The following is a 19,139-nucleotide window of genomic DNA, read 5'->3' on the forward strand; positions in this document are numbered from 1 at the left end:
CCATGATCGCCAGTCAGGATGCGAAGTCATTGAAGGTCGGAGTCAAGAGTAAAAAAAAGGGCCTGTTCCAGGCAAACATCAGCATCAATCAAATTATCATCGTCATACTGCTGGGGCTGCTCGTTGTCCTGATGCTAGTTCCTATTTTGTTCATGATAGTAAGCTCGCTGAAGAGCAATGCCCAAATTTTAGGTAATTTCTGGGGACTGCCTTCACCTGCCAAATGGGGTAATTATAGCGAAGCCTTTAACAGTATATGGCGATATATTATTAATACGTTGGTTTATGCAGTAGTTGCGAGTGTTCTTGTCATGCTGCTTTCCGCAATATCCGGTTATATATTCGCCAAGAAAGAGTTTCCAGGCAAAGAGATGCTTTTCCTCATGATGCTGGCTATTATGATGATTCCAGGCATTCTAACCCTGATTCCTTCCTACGTACTGTATGAGAGTATGAATCTGACTAACACACCGTGGGTCATAATCATATCGGCTGCTGCCGGAGGGCAAGTATTCGGTACGTTTCTCTGCCGAAGTTATATGTCCGGGCTGCCAAGTGAATTGTTCGAAGCGGCGCGTATTGACGGAGCGTCTGAAATGCGAGTGTTCTGGCAGATCGTCATTCCGCTTTCTCTGCCTATCTTGGCCACCTTATTCATTATGCAGTCTGTAGGGGTGTACAACGACTACATTTGGCCATTACTGACAATTCAAGATAGCAGTATTCAAGTTATATCGGTAGGGTTGACGCAATTCACGAAGCAATTTGGCATTACCGATGTTGGGACTCAGTTTGCAGCATATGCCATCTCTTCAGTACCGCTTATTCTGATCTTCTCTTTCGGGATGAAGTATTATATCCAAGGTATGACGCAGGGCGCCTTAAAAATGTAACTGTAATTGCATAAATTCAAGGAATTGAGAAGCAGGGAGAAAAAGAATATGACGATCATGAATTTAAAGGTACTTCCGAAATGGATATGGCATAACGAAAGGGAAAAACGGCCTGCAGCCGTTTTTTCGCTTAAGTTTGTAATCGATCGAGAGTTACTGAACGTTTCTTTTCACGCTTCATTTATTGGGGCTGCAAAAATTCGTTTGAATCATTCGCTATTGGTTGAGAAGGAAGAAGAGGCGTCCAATATCGACGGTTGGATGAGAATAGATGAATTTCCGCAAAGGCTCCCAGCAGGTGAGTATGAGATACAGATCGATATGAGCTGCAGCAAGTTTATCCCCATTGCAGATGTCAATTCTTATTTAGGGGATAGGCGAGTGGGGATGATCGCCTATTTGGAGGCAGATAACTATTGGTTGCCGACAGACGAGAGATGGATGGTAGATGGCGAGAGTGCAACCATCATTTGCAACCTTGGTGAAGAGCCATTCGGAGATTTGTATAACAGTCCGGATTGGTTCGTCTGTGGCGGGTTCGGAGATATTGAGGCATATCCTCTGCCTGATATCGACGCCGTATCAGCGAAATATATGCAAGCAGAAGTAGCAAATGGAGTTGCCATTTTGACCGGCAAGAGCAGTAGAAATCTAGAAATGATCTCTATTCGCTCGGAGAATTTGGAGCTGTTCTATCATCTGCGAAAGCAGACGCAATGGAAGAAAATGCGTGAATGGCAAAATACGCTGGATTTATCTAATACAGCTTCCGTCTTATTCGACTTGCGGAAAGAATACAACTGTCGTTTCTATGCTTCAAATGTCGGCAGAAGTAGTGTGAAGCTGCTTTGGAACGGTGCGGAATCACTAGAGGAACTGAATCTCTACGATGGCTGCATTACGGAATGGATGGAGATACCAGCAGGTCAAACCGAATGGAACCTTCCGCAAGGATTTCGGTTTATACGCATCTTCATCTTTGAAGAACAAGGTGAGGACTTTCAAGTGAAGCTAGAATTTCAATCGGTTCACGTCGGTCTTCGCCAAACGGGAATGATTCAGACTGACATGCCAATGGTGGATGCCATATTCGATGTTTCCGCCCATACCAGTCGGATCTGCCATCAAATCGGTTTGTGGGACGGCATAAAGCGCGATCGTTTGAACTGGACATTCGACTTTTATCTGGCTGCTAAATCTTGCTATTATTTGTGGGAGGATCATAAAGTCATTCGGCGTGCAATCAAGGAGCTTGGAATAGGGACCCCTTACGGCCATTGGATGAATGGCATATGCGAATATACCCTTTGGTGGATTAAATCCATTTGCGAATATTACTTTCATACGGGGGATAAATCATTTCTCATGGAAATGAAAGAGCCGTTAAAGCGTCATATAGGGTGGGTTGAAGCAAATACCGATTTAGAAAAAGGCGGGCTGAATGTCCAGGAAGGCATCCTGATTGAATGGACTCCCTTAACGCAGACGGAGAGACTGATTTCGCTTCAAGCCATCTATAGGATGACCCGTAAAGATTTAATGCGAATAGCTGATGAATTACAGGAGCTGGAGCTGGATTTCCAGTGGCCGGAAGCCTGGTTGAAGGAAGATAAGTTTTTGGCAGATACTCATTTGCTTGCCACCAAGGTTCTGGGTATATTAAGCGGCTATGTCTCAAAGGGAAAAGCGATAGAGTTTCTTGATCATTATGAACTTCAAGATCCTTTCACTCCTTTGTCCGCGTATCAATTGGCGGAATGCTATTCATTATTTGGAAGACACAACGAAGCATATCATATCATCAAGACCGTATGGGGAGGCATGTTGGAGAAGGGGGCAACTACTTTCTGGGAGGCGTTCAAGCTGGATTCCGGACCAGACTTTCATGACGAGCTGACCACTTATACAGCTTATGAGTCTTATCGGATGAGCCTATGCCACTCATGGTCAAGTACTCCCGTTCAATGGATTTGTCAAACTGTGCTTGGCGTGGAGCCGGTTGATACCGGATTTGCGACTGTACGGTTTAACCCGAAGCCGGTGGGAGGCATTCGTGAATGTCGCGGATCTGTACAAACACCGAATGGCATCATTTTGATCGATTGGCATTTGGACGGTAATGACATCATCCATGCGAACATTCAAGCGCCCGAGGGGGTAACGGTTCTTCATACACTTTCTAACGGCTGTTAGTGCGGACCATTTAGAAAGGGGTTTTTAATTGGTGCATATTCATTCCATTCCTGATAACGAAGAGGTATCGAACGATTATAAAGTAACGATAAACGGAGTACCAGTCGAGCTTTACCGTGCACGAGTATCCGCTGTAGTAAGTATTGGTAGTTATAAGGGGGGGGGAGATATATGCTTCCCCTCTTCGATTTGGGCAAATTGCTTTACTACTTAGGTCTTCCTACTCCAAGGGAGATCTTTTTTTGCAGTTAAAATGCTGTTTATTTCGATCTGCGCTTCAATCTTTATTAGAAGGAGTGCGTTTAGCTAAAAAGGAAGGAAATTTGATCAATCGTTTCTAATGCTACAGACTTCTTGCTATGACTCAGGGTTTGCATTCGCGTTACATCCAGTATGAATAATCGAGACATCGAATAGTTCATGAAATGTCTCCTTTGTATATTTTTTTTCGAAATATCTCAATTGTGTTCATGGCCTCGTCAAGAAAGCGCTCTTATAATAAGATTATGTCGAGAACAATAATCTGTTTTTAACGTCGACGCTAAAGTTCTTTCGTCAGAGCTTTGGCTTTTTTGAGTTACTGCTAGTTGACGTAGGGCATGATTACCCATTTTAAGGTGAGATATTCGCATTACCAATGTGTTTTCTGTTAGATCATTTTTTAGACAGAAGTGTACCGGATAGCTATAATAGCTTAGTAGCAGTATACAGGGCCGACCGAGGGGGAGCATAAAATGTTTTTTAAACGAAGCAGCATCATATTCTCATGGCTAATATCGTATATTGCAATTTTGCTTGTACCCGTATTGACAGGTGTTTTTATTTATGTGAAATCTAATCAAACAATCGTTGATGAAGTTAACCGATCAAATAATCTAATACTATCCAAGGTACAAAAAGATATGGACACACTGCTTGAGGATGCGAATCGACTAAGTGTGGAAATCGCCTTAAATCCTCAAGTGCAGGAACTGCTGACCTTCCAGGAGCCGCTGAAGTCAGAAAAATATTTTACACTCTACAAAGCTTTCGAAAGCCTAAAGGTGTTCAAATCATCTAATCGGTGGAATGATTACTTTGTCTATTTCAAAGCCATTGATACGATCGTTACACCGGAATTAAGTAATACTAGCAAAACTGTTTATCATAATTTGTATGGGACAGGCAGCGAAGGATATAGTGCTTGGATCAAGGATATGGACGGCTATTTTCAAGGTGATTTTGTGAAGCTTGGCAATGATCTGGCCTTTATTCGCTCGATTCCGATAGGGAAAAACGGGACGAGTCAAGGTAACATCGTCATTTTTTTGGATCAGGCGAAGTTTTGGGTGGATAATGCAGAAGATTATTTGCACAACGGTGTGGCAGCTATTATTGATGATAACAATCAGGTACTTGCTTCTACTCATTCAATGGATGGGCCACTACCGGTGACTTATAGTGATTTAAGCGGCGATAGCGGTACTCTCAAGGTGCAGGATGGTGACCAGAAATTGGTCATTTCATTTATTAGTTCATACACAACGGATTGGAAGTATGTAGTCATGATGCCTGAGCATATCTTCTGGGACAAGTTGGAAGGTATCAAGAAAGCGACAATGATGAGTTTGCTCATATGCCTGTTCGTGGGTTGTGGTCTAACTTACGCTTTCGTACGTCGCAACTATTCGCCTGTACGTGGAATGCTCGACATGTTCCAAGAAAAGAAAAACGAAGATAGGGCTGGCAGCAAGAGATTCAATGAGTACGATTTTATGCAACAGGCGATTTATTCCACATTGCTCGAAAATAAGGAAATGGGAAGCAAATTATGGCGGCAAAAGAACGTTATGCGCGATCATTTTCTCGAGAAAATGTTCAAAGGGCGGGATCGTGCGATTCAACTGGAACAGTTGATGAATTTGCATGAAATCGATTTCGTATCCGATCAGTTTGCTGTCATGATCATTAATGTTGAAGATTACAATGACATATCACCTCCGCTAGTGCGCTTTGCGGTAATGAATGTGGCAGAAGAGTTGGTGATTCAAGCTCATCAAGGATTTGTCATGGAGCTAGACGATTTCGTCGTTTGTCTTGTCAATTTTCGAGAGACACAGGAGCTTACATGGAAGCGTGATTTTACTGAAGTTGCAAACAAAGCGCTAAAATTTATGGAGAGCAATTACCGGGTTGCGGTAACGATTGCACTAAGTAGCCTGCATATATCAATAACGGGAATCTCGAAGGCGTATTACGAAGCATTGGAGGTCAGGGAATACCAGAGCATTTATGGTGTGAATGGAATTATGGAATATAGTGATACGGAGTTGCCCCGAGCCAATGGTGAGTATTATTATCCGCTTGAGAAAGAACAGGCGTTAATGAACTGCATCAAGGCAGGCGATTATAGTACTGCCGAAGCGATTATAGACGAAGTATTTAAGGAGAATCTGGAGCAGCGCAAGCTTCCACTCAAACTTGCCAAATGTCTTTTTGTAGATCTTGTCGGTACGATGATAAAAACAATTAATGGAATAAGCGCTATCTATGATAACGTTTTCTTGGAAGAACTTAATCCGATTGACCGACTGCTGGGTTGCCAGACGGTTAGTGAAATGAAGCAGCAGCTAAAAAATATATTACGCAGTATTTGCGATTCTGTAGGGCAGAAGCAGGTAGGAAAACGGGCGAATGACGTTCTTCAACGAGTTACTGATATCGTAGCGGTCAAGTACAATGATGTTAACCTGAGCATTGCTTCCATTGCTGAACAAATCGATATGCACCCTGCCTATGTATCGAAGCTGTACAAAGATGGCACAGGAGAGTCACTTCTGGATTTTATCGGAAAATACCGCATAGAGCAGGCGAAACAAATTATGAAGGAACAGGACATGAATATGGAGGCCGTCGCTCTGATGGTCGGGTATGCCAACGTTCGTACGTTTCGTCGCATTTTCGCTAAATATGAAGGGGTTACACCAGGCAAATATTCAGAGGCGATTGAATAATTCAAAACGACAAGAGGTCAGCCAGTAACTCCTGGATGGCCTTCTTTTTTTGTAAAAAGTCCCTTGTTTCTAGCTATTGTCCCTTTCGTAGTCGTTTTATTTTTTCCTGTATGGATACGTTTTTGAGATATTGTCCCCCGCTATTAGGTTCTGTCTCTATCGGTTCGGAGATATCGCGACTAAACTATGAATGTCGACATCGACTTTGCAAAATTACAGTAAAAAATGTGGGGGAGGCTAACAATGAGTAAACGTGTAAAGAGTATGTTTGTGCTAATCGTTGCTGCGGCCATGCTTATCGTAACAACGGCCGGGTGCACGAAAGGGAATGTTCCAGTGGGAGAGGAGAAAGATCCCGAGAAAACGACAGGGTCAGAGGTTTCTCAGGAAAATTCGGAAGGGGAGGCAGCGTATCCGATTAGCGGGGGGGTAAAACTGAAATATTGGCTCCCGTTGGCTGCAAATACATCGGCTAATTTCAAAAATATTGCGGAAACGGAATTTGCAAAAGAACTAAAAAAACGTACAGGCGTGGAAGTAGAATTCATTCATCCTGCAGCTGGCACTGAAAATGAACAGTTTAATTTGATGATTGCCTCCGGTGACCTGCCTGATATCATTTGGTACAACTGGACCCAATACCCCGGAGGACCGGAGAAAGCGATTTCCGATGGTGTCATCACCAGGTTGAATGATTTGCAGCCAAAGCAAGCGCCGAATTTGTCCAAGTATTTGCAGGATAATCCGGACATTGACAAGATGGTCAAGACGGATGAAGGTAGCTACTATTCATTCCCATTCATTCGCGGTGATCAAAAGTTGCTCGTATCGGCGGGGCCGGTTATTCGTAAAGACTGGTTAGATGAGCTAGGACTTCTGGTACCGACGACGATGGACGAATGGCATACGATGCTTACGGCATTCAAAGAAAAGAAAGGGGCGGAAGCTCCGTTTAGTCCATATTGGAATATTCAGGCTGTTCTGTCATGGGGAACATTTATCGGTGCCTACGGGACTACCAAAGGCTTCTATACGGATGAAGGACAGGTTAAGTACGGACCGATTGAACCGGCGTACAAAGAGTTTCTTACTACGATGAATCAGTGGTTTTCCGAAAAATTGCTCGACAATAACTTCGCCACACTGGATACGAAAACGGTGGATGCCAACATTATGAATGGCAAATCAGGCGCAACCGTTGCCAGTGCAGCCAGCGGCGTGGCGAAATGGACGACGACTATGAAGGACAAGGATCCCAAATTCCAGGTCATCGGCGCTCCGTATCCAGTATTGAATAAGGGGGAACGACCGCAGTTTGGACAATATTCCTTACCATTCACTAGTTTCGGGGCGGCGATTTCAGCCAATAGCAAGAATAAAGAAGCGGCTGCTAAATTCTTGGACTTTCTGTACAGCGAAGAGGGGATGCGGCTCGCCAACTTCGGCATTGAAGGCATAAGTTACACGATGGATAACGATAATCCTGTCTTTACCGATCTGATTCTTAACAATCCCGACAAATTGCCGATTAGCCAAGCGATGGCAAAATACACGTTGTCGCATGATATGGGGCCGTTCATTCAGAATCCGGATATCATGCAGACAATGATTCCGGTACAGGCAGAAGCGGGAGCGACATGGATCAATACGGATGCGGCGAAGCATTTCCTTCCGCCAATCTTTGTTACCAACGAGCAGCAGGGTGAGATGGCAAAAATTATGAATGAAGTTACGACCTATGAGAATGAAATGTTACTTAAATTCATTATGGGTTCGGAACCGATCAGCAATTTCGACAAATACGTAGAGCAAATGAAAAAGCTAGGGATTGAAAAAGCGATCAGCATGCAACAGGCTGCGCTGGAACGATACAACAATAGATAGCATTATGGCTGTCGGCCGGGGGGATGGTTTTCTAGTTACATTATCCATCCCGGCCTATAAACAAGGGGAAGGTGTAAGTATGAGTGTGCAAGTCCATGAGACACTGCGCAGTAAAATTCGCAAGGACTGGCTGAAAAACTATTCATTGTATCTCATCGTTTCGCCAGTGCTCCTTTACTATATTATTTTTCATTATATGCCGATATATGGTGCAATTATTGCTTTCAAAGACTTTGTGCCGACCAAAGGCATATGGGGAAGTTCATGGGTTGGATTCGAACATTTTCAAGAATTTTTCAACAGTTATCATTTCTGGCGCATTCTTAAAAATACGCTTGTCATTAGCTTGACTTCACTCGTTTTTGGCTTTCCGGCCCCGATAATTTTGGCTTTGCTGATTAATGAAGTTAAAAGCCGCTTTTTTTCTCGGTTCATCCAAACGGTTACTTATATGCCACATTTTATTTCACTGGTCGTGGTGTGCGGCCTGATCATCGACTTTACTCGCGATACTGGAATTATTAATACGATCATCGCTTTTTTCGGTGGTGACACAGAAACGATGTTGAATAAGTCGGGCTATTTCGTTCCCATCTATGTATCTTCAGAGATTTGGCAGGAGATCGGTTGGGGATCGATTATATATTTAGCTGCGATGGGCTCCATTGATCCGCAGCAGTATGAGGCGGCTACGATTGATGGCGCCGGACGTTGGAAACAAACGCTCCATGTTACACTTCCAGGAATTGCTCCAACCATCATTATTCTTCTCATTCTAAAGGTTGGAGGCATTTTGAGTGTAGGCTATGAGAAAATCATTTTGCTCTACAATCCGGCCATTTATGAGTCCGCGGACGTTATCTCAACCTATGTATTCCGGAAAGGTTTGCAAGAATTCGCATGGAGCTTCAGTTCTGCCGTAGGTTTGTTCAATTCCACCATTAATTTTATATTACTTATCGGTGCGAATTGGCTTAGTAAAAAAATCAATCAATCAGGTTTATGGTAGGAGGAAGACAGAGTGAAAACAAGCATCAGCAGAAAAGGATTTATTGTCGCAAATGTACTAATACTCTTGCTGCTTTCATTAGTTACCGCTTATCCAATCCTGTATGTATTGTTCGCATCGCTAAGCAATCCAGCAGATTATTTGGCCCATCAGGGGTTGCTGCTGAAACCGGCCGGCTTTTCGCTTGAAGCATACAACTTGGTGCTAGAAAACCGGATGATTATGAGCGGGTACTTGAATACAATTATCATTGTTGTCACCGGAGTTACATTCAACTTGTTTATGACTTCGCTCGGTGCCTATTTTTTGTCCCGCAATAATGTGTTGTGGCGCAATCCCATTATGATGATCATTGTGTTTACAATGTTCTTTGGCGGCGGCTTGGTTCCTTATTATTTGACGGTCAAAGGTCTTCATCTGGACAACACGTTGTTAGCACTCATTATACCGACAGCCGTCAATACGTTTAATCTAATATTGATGCGAACGTCATTTATGAACATACCGGAGGAGATAATAGAATCTTCAACAATGGATGGGGCTACACATTTGACGGTATTATTCAAAATCGTCTTGCCGCTGTCCCTACCCGTCCTAGCGGTTATGGTGCTTTATTATGGAGTCGGCCACTGGAATGCCTGGTTTAACGCGATGCTCTTTATACGCGATCGAGATTTGTATCCGCTGCAGCTTGTATTACGAGAAATCCTGGTGCAAAACAATACCGAAGCCATGTTAGTCGGAACGGATTCATTCGATAAAGGATTAGTGGCTGAGACGCTCAAATATGCTGTCATTATCGTTGCTACTGTTCCGATTTTGGCCCTTTATCCGTTTTTGCAAAGGTATTTTGTGAAAGGCATGATGATCGGAGCATTAAAAGGATAAAGATTAACAGTGAGGGAGGCAAGGCCATGAATGAAGAAATGAACCAGGGAAAGTCGATATTTCAGGCAGGGGTTACAGACCCTGCTGGAGTGATCGCTTGCGTAACGGAGCGGATGCTTGAGACTCGTTCGCGAAAGACGATTCGGCTGCGACCATACATGGAACAACTTATCAAACAGAAAACGCCATTCGGACCGTATGAAGCTGATTTTACGGCTTGTTGGCCTGACGCGAAGGAAGGCTCCATTGCTTATGCTGCAGCCCGATTTCATGCCGACCGAGAGCAGGATGTCATCCTTACTGCAAAAGGCAGCTCGAAGCTGTGGTTCAACGGTGAGATGTACGCTGACACACAGACGATTCCCATAAAGATGAAGCGAGGGTGGAATGTACTGCTTCTGCAATGTGTAAGGGATCGCCAACGCTTTGGATTCGATCTTATTATTGCATTTCCGAGGTATCCGGGAATGTGGGCCAAAGACTATTTATTTTCAACGCGTCCAACGTTTCCGCAGCGGGTGCTGCAAGGTGAGGAAGGATTTGCCTACACCGGTCCTTTCGTTCCGGAGGCCGGCGGGCAGGGCAGTCAAACGTTACTAAATCTTGAAGCAGAAGCGTTGTCGGGTCAGTTCTCCTCGTGGGAGCCAGCTATTTCTGCACAGACAGGGCTTCAGTTCGCGGATTTTTCAGAAATGTACGGTCCGAATACTGCTTGTGCTTATGGAATGACTTATTATTCAAATAATGATAGCGCTTCCTTAATGTTGTATGTCGTGCATGAAGGCGGGATTAAAGTTTGGATTGATGGTATGGAGGTGTATCGTTCAACTGCTGCCGGTCAGATTCAAATCGAGGTTGTTTCAACTAACCCACGGGGACAAGTGCTTATTAAATGTGTTCGTCATGCTGAGGCAGGCAGATGGGGATTTAAGGCGGAAATTACGGATACTGCGACCGGGCAGAGGGCGGATGGAGTACCCGAATTGGACTCCATGCGCGGCGATGACGCACGTTGGCTGTATATAGGGCCATTTGGCCATTCGGGAGTGGAAGCGGAAGGACTGCTGGATCAGAAATTTGAAATAGAGATGGCTCCAATAGGCTTTGAGAATCTGTATGCTACAGATAAAGATGAGGCTAAAGCTTACTGGCGCCTTGCATCTCCCGACACCTTTGTCAGGCCTTATTTGGACTGCTTCTTTTTTGGCCAATGGTTTTATGCCATCCAGGTTGGACTGTACGGGCTGTTGCAAGCGGCCGAAACGATAGGGTCAACCGAGATGATTCGTTATGCAACGGATAGCATGGCTGTCATGGCCCAGTATCATGATTATGCGCTCTGGGACGCCAAGCGCTACGGAGTGCCGTCTTTAATTCCGCGCGCTCAGCATTTGGAGGAGCTTGATCCATGCGGCGCGATCGGCGTTATGTTTATCGAAGCCTATAAACGCACAGGATGCGAATCCATGCTGCCGGTAATTGATCGGATAGGCAATGCCGTCATGAATGACGTACCTCGGATGCTAGACGGCACGTTTTATCGGGTCGAAACGATGTGGGCGGATGATTTTTTTATGAGCTGCCCGTTTCTCGTACGAATGGGTGAATTGACGGGGGATACCCGTTATTTTGATGAGGTCATACGTCAAGCCACAGGCTTCCACAGGCAGCTATGGATGCCGGACAAACAGTTGTATGCTCATATTTATTTTCCGCTGGAGGATGTGAATAGTCGAGTACCTTGGGGAAGGGGAAACGGATGGGTCATTTTTGCATTAACAGAAATACTGCTTAACCTCCCAAACGAATATCCGGAGCGTGATAAGCTTCTCCAGTTGTTCAAGGAACTGGCAGCAGGTATTTCTTCCTATCAGAATCAATCCGGAATGTGGCATCAGGTGTTAAATGAAAGCGCTTCATATGAGGAGACCTCATGTACCGCAATGTTTGTATTATCTCTCGCAAGAGGAATTCGCTTGGGGTGGTTGGATAGTGAATATTTGGAGGTGGTGAATAAAGGCTGGCTGGCTTTATTGCATCATTGTATAGATGTTGAAGGAAATGTATATGGCGTATGTCTCGGTTCAGGTTGTGCAAAGGAATCTTCCTATTATTTCGATATTCCTACTTATATCAATGATGATCATGGTACAGGCATTATTCTGCTGGCAGCGGCAGAAATGATCTTACTGAAGGAGAAATAGAAAAAATGAAAGCAAATCTTTACTAGGTTACCATTTTGAAGGGGGGATGGCGGCTTGAAAAGATTAACGTATGGTCAATTAAAAAAGAAATGTATTTGTTTTCTAGTCATTACGATCTTATTAAGTACATTTGGAATTCCAGGTGTGCCCGGAATGGAGGTAACTGAAGTGAAGGCAGCTGCTGTTAATTATATTCCTGCTGCAGATGCTACAGTACGCGGCGGAACTTTTGTGAACACGAATTATGGGAGTGCAGGCACTCTCGAGGTGAAAAATGATACGAATGAAACCTATTCCCGCAAATCTTTTTTACGTTTCGATTTTTCGGATTTTCTGGATAATGACGTACAACAAGCAAAAATAAAGATTCATATTATAGCAAAGGGAATCGATGCCAGCCGAACTGTAGGTATTTATGGCTTATCTGATGCGGATGAAGACTGGGAGGAAGGGAGCGTTACCTGGAATAATGCCCCCACATCGGCTACATTGCTTCAGCAAATTAATGTTGCAAGCACCGACTCTGTAGTGGAATTCGATGTTACTGATTTTATTAAAAACCAGATGACAGATCGGACAGCGGCCTTTATGCTAGCTGTCGATAGTGCTGCTTCCTCTGAAAGTCACGTCAACTTCTATTCCAAAGAATCGAACATGAAGCCGGAACTGATTATGACTGCACAAAATTACAGCACATTCACGTCTCTTCGTCTAGTACTGACCAATCGGAATATAAATGTAAGCGGAGCGACGGAGTATCGCGTGGTTGCAACTACTGATAAGGGTAAAAAGGTGGACGTAACGGATAATGCTTCAGTTTCTACTGTGCAAACAGATAAAATTAAAGTGGATACCGAAAAGAAAAAGATTACGGGCCTTAGTGCCGGTGTCGCTCAAGTATCCGCTGTTCTCGGAGGACTTAGACAATCCTCTGTCTTGAATATTAATAACTTTGATGAAACGCCGATCCGGGTCGCCGGCCAAGTAGTCGTTAATGAAGATTTCGAGGGAGCTACTCCATCCTTTGTACCGTCTAACGATGCGGCTATCGCTGTTGTAGAAGAAGAATCGGGCAACCATGCTCTAATGATCGATGGAATAGGTGGAATTAAACGCACCTTGGATATTGAAGGCGATTATGGAAATTCAGATGCAGATTCCGAATATATGCTTGAAGCGGATGTTAAGCAGTTAAACAGTAACGCTGGTAGCAATGGGGGGATTTCGTTTCATTTGCGGAACAGCGGTGATAACAAAGATTATGTGTTTCGTTATATGGATACGTTGAAATACAATGCTGCTACGCACAAATATGACGCAGCCCAGCCGGCTTATCGAGATCGGATCGGCATTTCCCGCAACAATGCAAATGCACTAAATGAGTGGTATTACGGCGCGTTTAGTTCAACTGAGGCAGGGATACTTAATAAAACTAATCGTAGCTTTAATGATACCTATGTTAAAATGTCGGCGATGATCAGTAATCGGCTCATTTCCCAATATCCATATGACGGTTCGCCATCATCGATGTTTGATAATCTAGTTTTCAGTATTAACGCACCAGACGGCGTGAAGAGAGTTAGTACGACAACCCTCATTGGAGAGAATGATAATTTATCCGGTGTCGATTTTGTAAGCTCAGGCAGGTATTTAACTACATTGACCAAAGGAAAGGCATATTTGCAGACTGAGAATACGAAAGCCTACTTTGACAAGCTTAAAATTACGAAACTGCACATGGCTCGGGGAATACAACTGTTTATTAAGGATGCGATTGTCTCCCCAGGTCAGACGACGGGCTTTGAAGTAAGAGCATATACTTCGGCATATTCTTATACGGTCATACCCAATGATAAAGTGACTTTCAGTTCTCTGCCGGCTTCACTTGGTTTTGATCAGGAAGCTGGAACAATGACGCCCACTGTCGCAGGTGAGTATGAGATTACCGTTACAGCTGCAGATGTCATGAACCCGTATAAAGTAAAGAATTATACAGCTAAACTGACTGTAAACAATGAGGATATTTTTGAATCATTTGGTGAACCAGGCCTCAGAACTGTGTCTCAACCTGAATGGCTGTCGGTCCCTGGTACAGATTTGGTGATTGATAATGATACTGGCAGTCAGGTTTACCGGCTTTCAAACGGTGTCAGCAGACTGATGGGCGACGAAGATTGGACCAATTATGAAATTGAAGGTAAGATCAAAATCGTAACTCCAATGATTGATCTGAAAGATTACAATACTGCGTTCGAAGTACTGATGCGTCGTAAAGCAATTCAGAATGAATATTTGGGTGAGGGCGGTTTTCCGTTTGTTTACCGGATACTGCACGATAATGATGATAATTACATGCGAATTGGCACTTCACCGGGACCTAAAGTAAATGTTGTTGATGACAATTGGCATACTTTTTCCGCCAAAGCCATCAGTAATCAGTATATCTTTTCTATCGATAATGTGGTTCAGTACTATGCTTCTGGTACAGATATGAGTGGCGGCTTTGCGTTTAGGGCAGAGAATTGCGTAGTCTACATTGACGACATCCGGATCAGAAAGCTGGAAGGAGGATCGCTCGCTGAGGGAGAGCCTTCTTCGATTACGGCAGATAAATCGAATGTGGAAGTAAACATTTACGATACCGTTGATTTGGCAGAGCTGACTGCGATTAAAGCCCATTATGGCGCTGGAAAAACGAAGTACATTACCAAAGATCCTGCGCTTACCTTTAGCATCAACTCAGGGGCGGATAAAGCGGAACTGTTTGGCGGAGATACATTTCGGTTCAAACCGAATGCAGCCGCAGGAGACATTGTAACCATTCAGGCTGCTTATCATAATTTGCCGCTTGATCTGGCATTAACGATAACTGGAGCAGCCCCAGCAATTCCAGAATTGGAATATGTCAAAGGCGGCACGGCAATGAGACAAGAAAATTTACTATACAAATTGCGCAGCGCATACGAAAAGTCTGATCGTCCTCCTTATGCCAAGCATTTTATGTACTTAACTGAAATCTTCGGGAAAATGATGTTAAATCCCGAAGAGGAAAATTATGATGATGCCGTCAACTGGATGATAGACGAAGTGATTTGGGATGAGGGAAGGCCAAACGGCAGAGCAAATGGAGCAGCGGATTTTTACTTTGCTCAGATGTTGATTCTCTATAATATGCTTGACGGCAGAGTGAATGTTTCCGATGCGGTATGGCAGAGAATGACTCACTTGTTACAGGAGATTGATTATTCCAACCCGACGGAATTTATGTCCGAGAATCATCGGCTCATATATTTTGCCAGCGGCTACCTCGTTAGCGAACTTTGGCCGGATGCGATGATGTGGAACGGAAAGACAGGGTTGGAAAATCGGACGATGTTTACTGGATATTTGCGCGACTGGATGAATTCTCGTCTGAAGACGGGGATGGGGGAGTTTGACTCTATCAGTTATTACGGAATTGATATTGGCGGTTTATCCATGCTTTATACCTTTTCCAAAGATGAAACTGTAAAAAATATGGCTTTCGATATGCTAGACTATCTGATGGCAGATATGGCAGTTGATTCGTTAGACGCCAATATGGGTGGCGCTCATGGTCGAACCTATGTCGGTTCACCGAAAACGATGTTGTATGGTCATTCCAATTATGGTGTGGATTTTCTATTTGATACGGCTATAGTCGATGTGGACGAAGACTATGCGGAGGTTAATGTACAGGCTGGGTTGCTGCCAATAAGCACATATAGACCATCGGATGTGCTGTATGCTCTTGCCCGGGATCGAAACAAGAGACTGACGAATAAGGAAAAGAAGGCTGTTTATACGATTCCGGACATCCCTACTAGGAACAAGACGGAAACGCTGAAGAAGTACACCCATGTGACACCAGAATATACATTGGGTTCGATAGTCCAACAGGAGGTTGCACCTTTTACCAGCCAAGATTTCCAAGGATTTCAGGATATTCCGTGGTCTCTAACATTCGGGAAATCGATGGATGCGGTTATTTTCGACAGTCATCCAGGCTTGAATGAAACAGATACAGCATCGCCACATGCCTATTGGAATGGTGACTACAAAAGTATGACCTACAAATATTTTCAAGAAGAAAACGTCATGCTTGGCATGCATAAAATAACGAACTATGCGCAGTTCAGCCATTTTTGGATTCCCAGAAAGCATTTGGATGAGGTTGTAGAAAACAAGGGCTGGGTATTCGTCAGAAAAAATAACGTGTATGCCGCAGTTAAGATGCTAAAGGATGGTGTCGTGAACGATATCGCTCAGTATAGCTGGACGAAATCCGGGAGATGGGCGGATATTGAGGCGAAAATTAATTCGCAGAATACGGCATTTATCTTGGAAGTGGCAGATCCAGAAGAGTTTTCCGGAACGTTCGAGGACTTCATCACAGCCATTCTGGCCAATGAGGTCGCTCATCCGATTACTTATGTCATTAACAACGGATATTACGTCCAGTACCAAGGATTGAATGGCAAGTTGATCAAGTTGGACTATAATTCCGATGTAAGAGAGATCGATGGATTGCCGGTTGATTTCAACGCCTACAAGTCACATGACGCTGTAAGCACCATTAACGGTGAAAATTATATGTCCTCTGAATGGGACTCTGGGGAGATTGTCATCTCCCATGGCTCGCTGAGCAGAACGATTCGTACCTTTGAAGTGGAGGCGGACACGAACGCTCCTGTGACGACAGCTCTCGTTATGTCGGGTGAGCCGGATGGAGCGAATGACTGGTACGTAAGCGCGGTTACAGTGACCCTGTCTGCGACAGATCACTTGTCAGGCGTAGCGAAGACAGAGTACAGGTTGGATGGAAGTGACGTATGGGAAGAGTATACGGATGTTTTAACCATTAATTCTGATGGTGAGCATACGATCTACTATCGTTCAACGGACAAAGAGGGCAATGTAGAAGAGGAGAAAAGTATCAGAGTCAAACGGGATACGGTCGCGCCTGTCATTACGGTAACAGGGGTGACATATGATGAGACTTATCCGAATTCTGAGGATATGACACCCCTTATTGAAGTGGTGGATGAGGTGTCTGGCGTAGATACTGAAACGGTAACGTTGGATTCGAATGCAGTTCAACCAGGGCCGACAATTTCTCTATATACGTTGCCGCTTGGTGTTCATAATTATGTCGTGCGTGTAAGCGACAGGGCAGGCAACGAAAGCATTCAGAGCCTTACATTCAAAACCTCAACAAGTATCGACACTCTAAAGGAACTGGTCACACGTTTTGCAAACGATGGTCAGATCAGCGATACTGAAATTTCCAGTCTGCTGCTAGAGAAATTGGAACAAGAAGATTTGGAGTCCTTCATCGATGAAGTGCGGGAGCATAGCGAGGAGCTCATTTCGAAGGGCGCAGCAACATACCTCCTGCGAGACGCTCAACACTTGATTGACCCCGGCTCTGTTCAAGTCCCGAATACACCGACCGAATTACGGCAAACTGGCTCGACCGTAAACACGATTTCACTTGCTTGGGAAGGGGTCGAGGGGGCAACCATTTATCGACTTTACCGTTCTGAACAGCCGGATACGGGCTTCTCGAATGTTACTGGTGTGGCGTATGGTGCCTTGACCCACACGGACTCAGGACTTGGGAGCGGCCGACTTTATTATTACAAAGTAACGGCGGTTAACGAGGTGGGGGAATCGGTGCAATCGGCTACGTTGTCTGCTTCGACACAGTCGAAGCCGGTTGAACCTTCATCTAGCCCTACACCGACGCCAAAGCCAACAACGAATACCACACCGACGCCAAAGCCAACAACGAATACCACACCGACGCCAAAGCCAACAACGAACATCACACCGACGCCAAAGCCAACAACGAACACCACACCGACGCCAACGTCTAACCCGGGTACCATTCCAAAGCCGACGCCCCATCACGGCACAGAAGGACAGACGGACTCTGGCAATGTGAAAACGGTAGCGGTTTCCGATTTGAAGGAAACAGATGAAGGTTTCGTGGAGCTGACGCTATCTGGCCAGCAAACCTCATTGTCCTTGCCCACTTCGTTGCTTGGCAGCATTGAAGCGGGCAACGTGCAGATCGTATCAAGCGACGGCCTTAGAATCATTGTTCCGGTTGCGGTGCTGAAATCGTTGGCTGCAACGAACGACAGCGTGCAGGATAATCAAATTATCGTTAAGCTTGAGCCTGTTCACGGGAAGGCGGAAGGAAGCGCTAACTTGGCCGGAGAGGTCTACGGTATTGAATTGATTTTGCGAACATATGGGAAGGATACGCGTTTATCCAGTTTTGACGAGCCGGTTAACGTTGTATTCCCCATCGACCCGGATACGGCCGACAAACAACTGCTTGGTGTATATTACTACAATGAAGCCTTGTCCGAATGGGAATATGTCGGCGGAACGGAATTTGACGATCATGTTTCGGTAGGGCTATCCCATTTTAGCCGATATGCGTTAATGACGTATGACAAGACATACACAGATGTGCCGTCGACGCATTGGGCTTATAGCGCCTTGAAGATTCTTGCAGCCAAGCATATTGTAAAGGGAGTGTCAGAAGATCGTTTTGCGCCGAATGGAACGACAAGCCGTGCGGAGTTTACAGCGCTTCTAGTCAGGGCGTTGGGCTTGAAAACGGCAAATGCCAGCGCTGTTCCATTCGACGATGTTTCTGGCAGCGCTTGGTATGCGGAAGAAATAGCAGTCGCTTATGAAGCGGATCTCGTTCATGGTGTATCGGAGAGATCCTATGCCCCCGATGCTTTAATTACGAGGGAACAAATGGCGATTCTGATCATTCGCGCCTACGAGCTAGCACAAGGACAGACTTATAGCGGTAACGGCAGCCTGAAGCATTATGAGGATGCGGAATCCGTATCCGGATGGGCTAGAGACGGAGTGGGCAAGGCGATCGGGCTTGGATTGATGCAAGGCAAATCGTCGGACAGATTCGAACCTGGATCGAACGCAATTAGAAGTGAGACGGCGCAGGTCATCTATAACCTGCTGCAAAAGCTAAACAGTTCAGCGCAATGAATGAACTGGCTCGGAGAGTCGA

8 protein-coding genes are annotated in these 19,139 nt (G+C 44.8%); all 8 read left to right on the forward strand.

Annotated features, from left to right (window positions below; all coding sequences use genetic code 11):
• Positions 1-2: 2 nt before the first annotated feature.
• Positions 3-893, forward strand: a complete 891-nt coding sequence (locus HI950_RS19860) for a carbohydrate ABC transporter permease (RefSeq protein WP_169088009.1) — start codon at positions 3-5, stop codon at positions 891-893.
• A gap of 48 nt (positions 894-941) precedes the next feature.
• On the forward strand, positions 942-3,086 hold the full coding sequence (locus HI950_RS19865; RefSeq protein WP_169088011.1) for an alpha-L-rhamnosidase-related protein: 2,145 nt from the start codon (positions 942-944) through the stop codon (positions 3,084-3,086).
• An 806-nt stretch (positions 3,087-3,892) separates the two neighbouring features.
• Positions 3,893-6,079: a helix-turn-helix domain-containing protein gene (locus tag HI950_RS19870; RefSeq protein WP_187768131.1), complete on the forward strand. Its 2,187-nt coding sequence runs from the start codon at positions 3,893-3,895 to the stop codon at positions 6,077-6,079.
• A gap of 243 nt (positions 6,080-6,322) precedes the next feature.
• The gene (locus HI950_RS19875; protein WP_169088020.1) at positions 6,323-7,963 is read left to right on the forward strand and encodes an extracellular solute-binding protein; all 1,641 of its coding nucleotides are present in this window, start codon (positions 6,323-6,325) and stop codon (positions 7,961-7,963) included.
• A 79-nt stretch (positions 7,964-8,042) separates the two neighbouring features.
• On the forward strand, positions 8,043-8,972 hold the full coding sequence (locus HI950_RS19880) for an ABC transporter permease (protein ID WP_169088021.1): 930 nt from the start codon (positions 8,043-8,045) through the stop codon (positions 8,970-8,972).
• Positions 8,973-8,984: 12 nt separating this feature from the next.
• Complete coding sequence (locus HI950_RS19885; protein ID WP_169088022.1) at positions 8,985-9,860, forward strand: carbohydrate ABC transporter permease; 876 nt, start codon at positions 8,985-8,987, stop codon at positions 9,858-9,860.
• A gap of 26 nt (positions 9,861-9,886) precedes the next feature.
• On the forward strand, positions 9,887-12,064 hold the full coding sequence (locus HI950_RS19890; RefSeq protein WP_169088023.1) for a glycoside hydrolase family 88/105 protein: 2,178 nt from the start codon (positions 9,887-9,889) through the stop codon (positions 12,062-12,064).
• Between the two features lie 54 nt (positions 12,065-12,118).
• On the forward strand, positions 12,119-19,117 hold the full coding sequence (locus HI950_RS19895; protein ID WP_169088024.1) for a CBM96 family carbohydrate-binding protein: 6,999 nt from the start codon (positions 12,119-12,121) through the stop codon (positions 19,115-19,117).
• The last annotated feature ends 22 nt before the right edge of the window (positions 19,118-19,139 follow it).

The sequence above is a fragment of the Paenibacillus sp. PL91 genome (genome assembly GCF_012935325.2).
Taxonomy (GTDB): domain Bacteria; phylum Bacillota; class Bacilli; order Paenibacillales; family Paenibacillaceae; genus Pristimantibacillus.

Bases quoted from the DNA above. Each gene is read 5' to 3' on its own strand.
- HI950_RS19890 (WP_169088023.1), top strand. From the start codon at position 9,887: ATGAATGAAGAAATGAACCAGGGAAAGTCGATATTTCAGGCAGGGGTT.
- HI950_RS19860 (WP_169088009.1), top strand. From the start codon at position 3: ATGATCGCCAGTCAGGATGCGAAGTCATTGAAGGTCGGAGTCAAGAGT.
- HI950_RS19880 (WP_169088021.1), top strand. From the start codon at position 8,043: ATGAGTGTGCAAGTCCATGAGACACTGCGCAGTAAAATTCGCAAGGAC.
- HI950_RS19865 (WP_169088011.1), top strand. From the start codon at position 942: ATGACGATCATGAATTTAAAGGTACTTCCGAAATGGATATGGCATAAC.
- HI950_RS19875 (WP_169088020.1), top strand. From the start codon at position 6,323: ATGAGTAAACGTGTAAAGAGTATGTTTGTGCTAATCGTTGCTGCGGCC.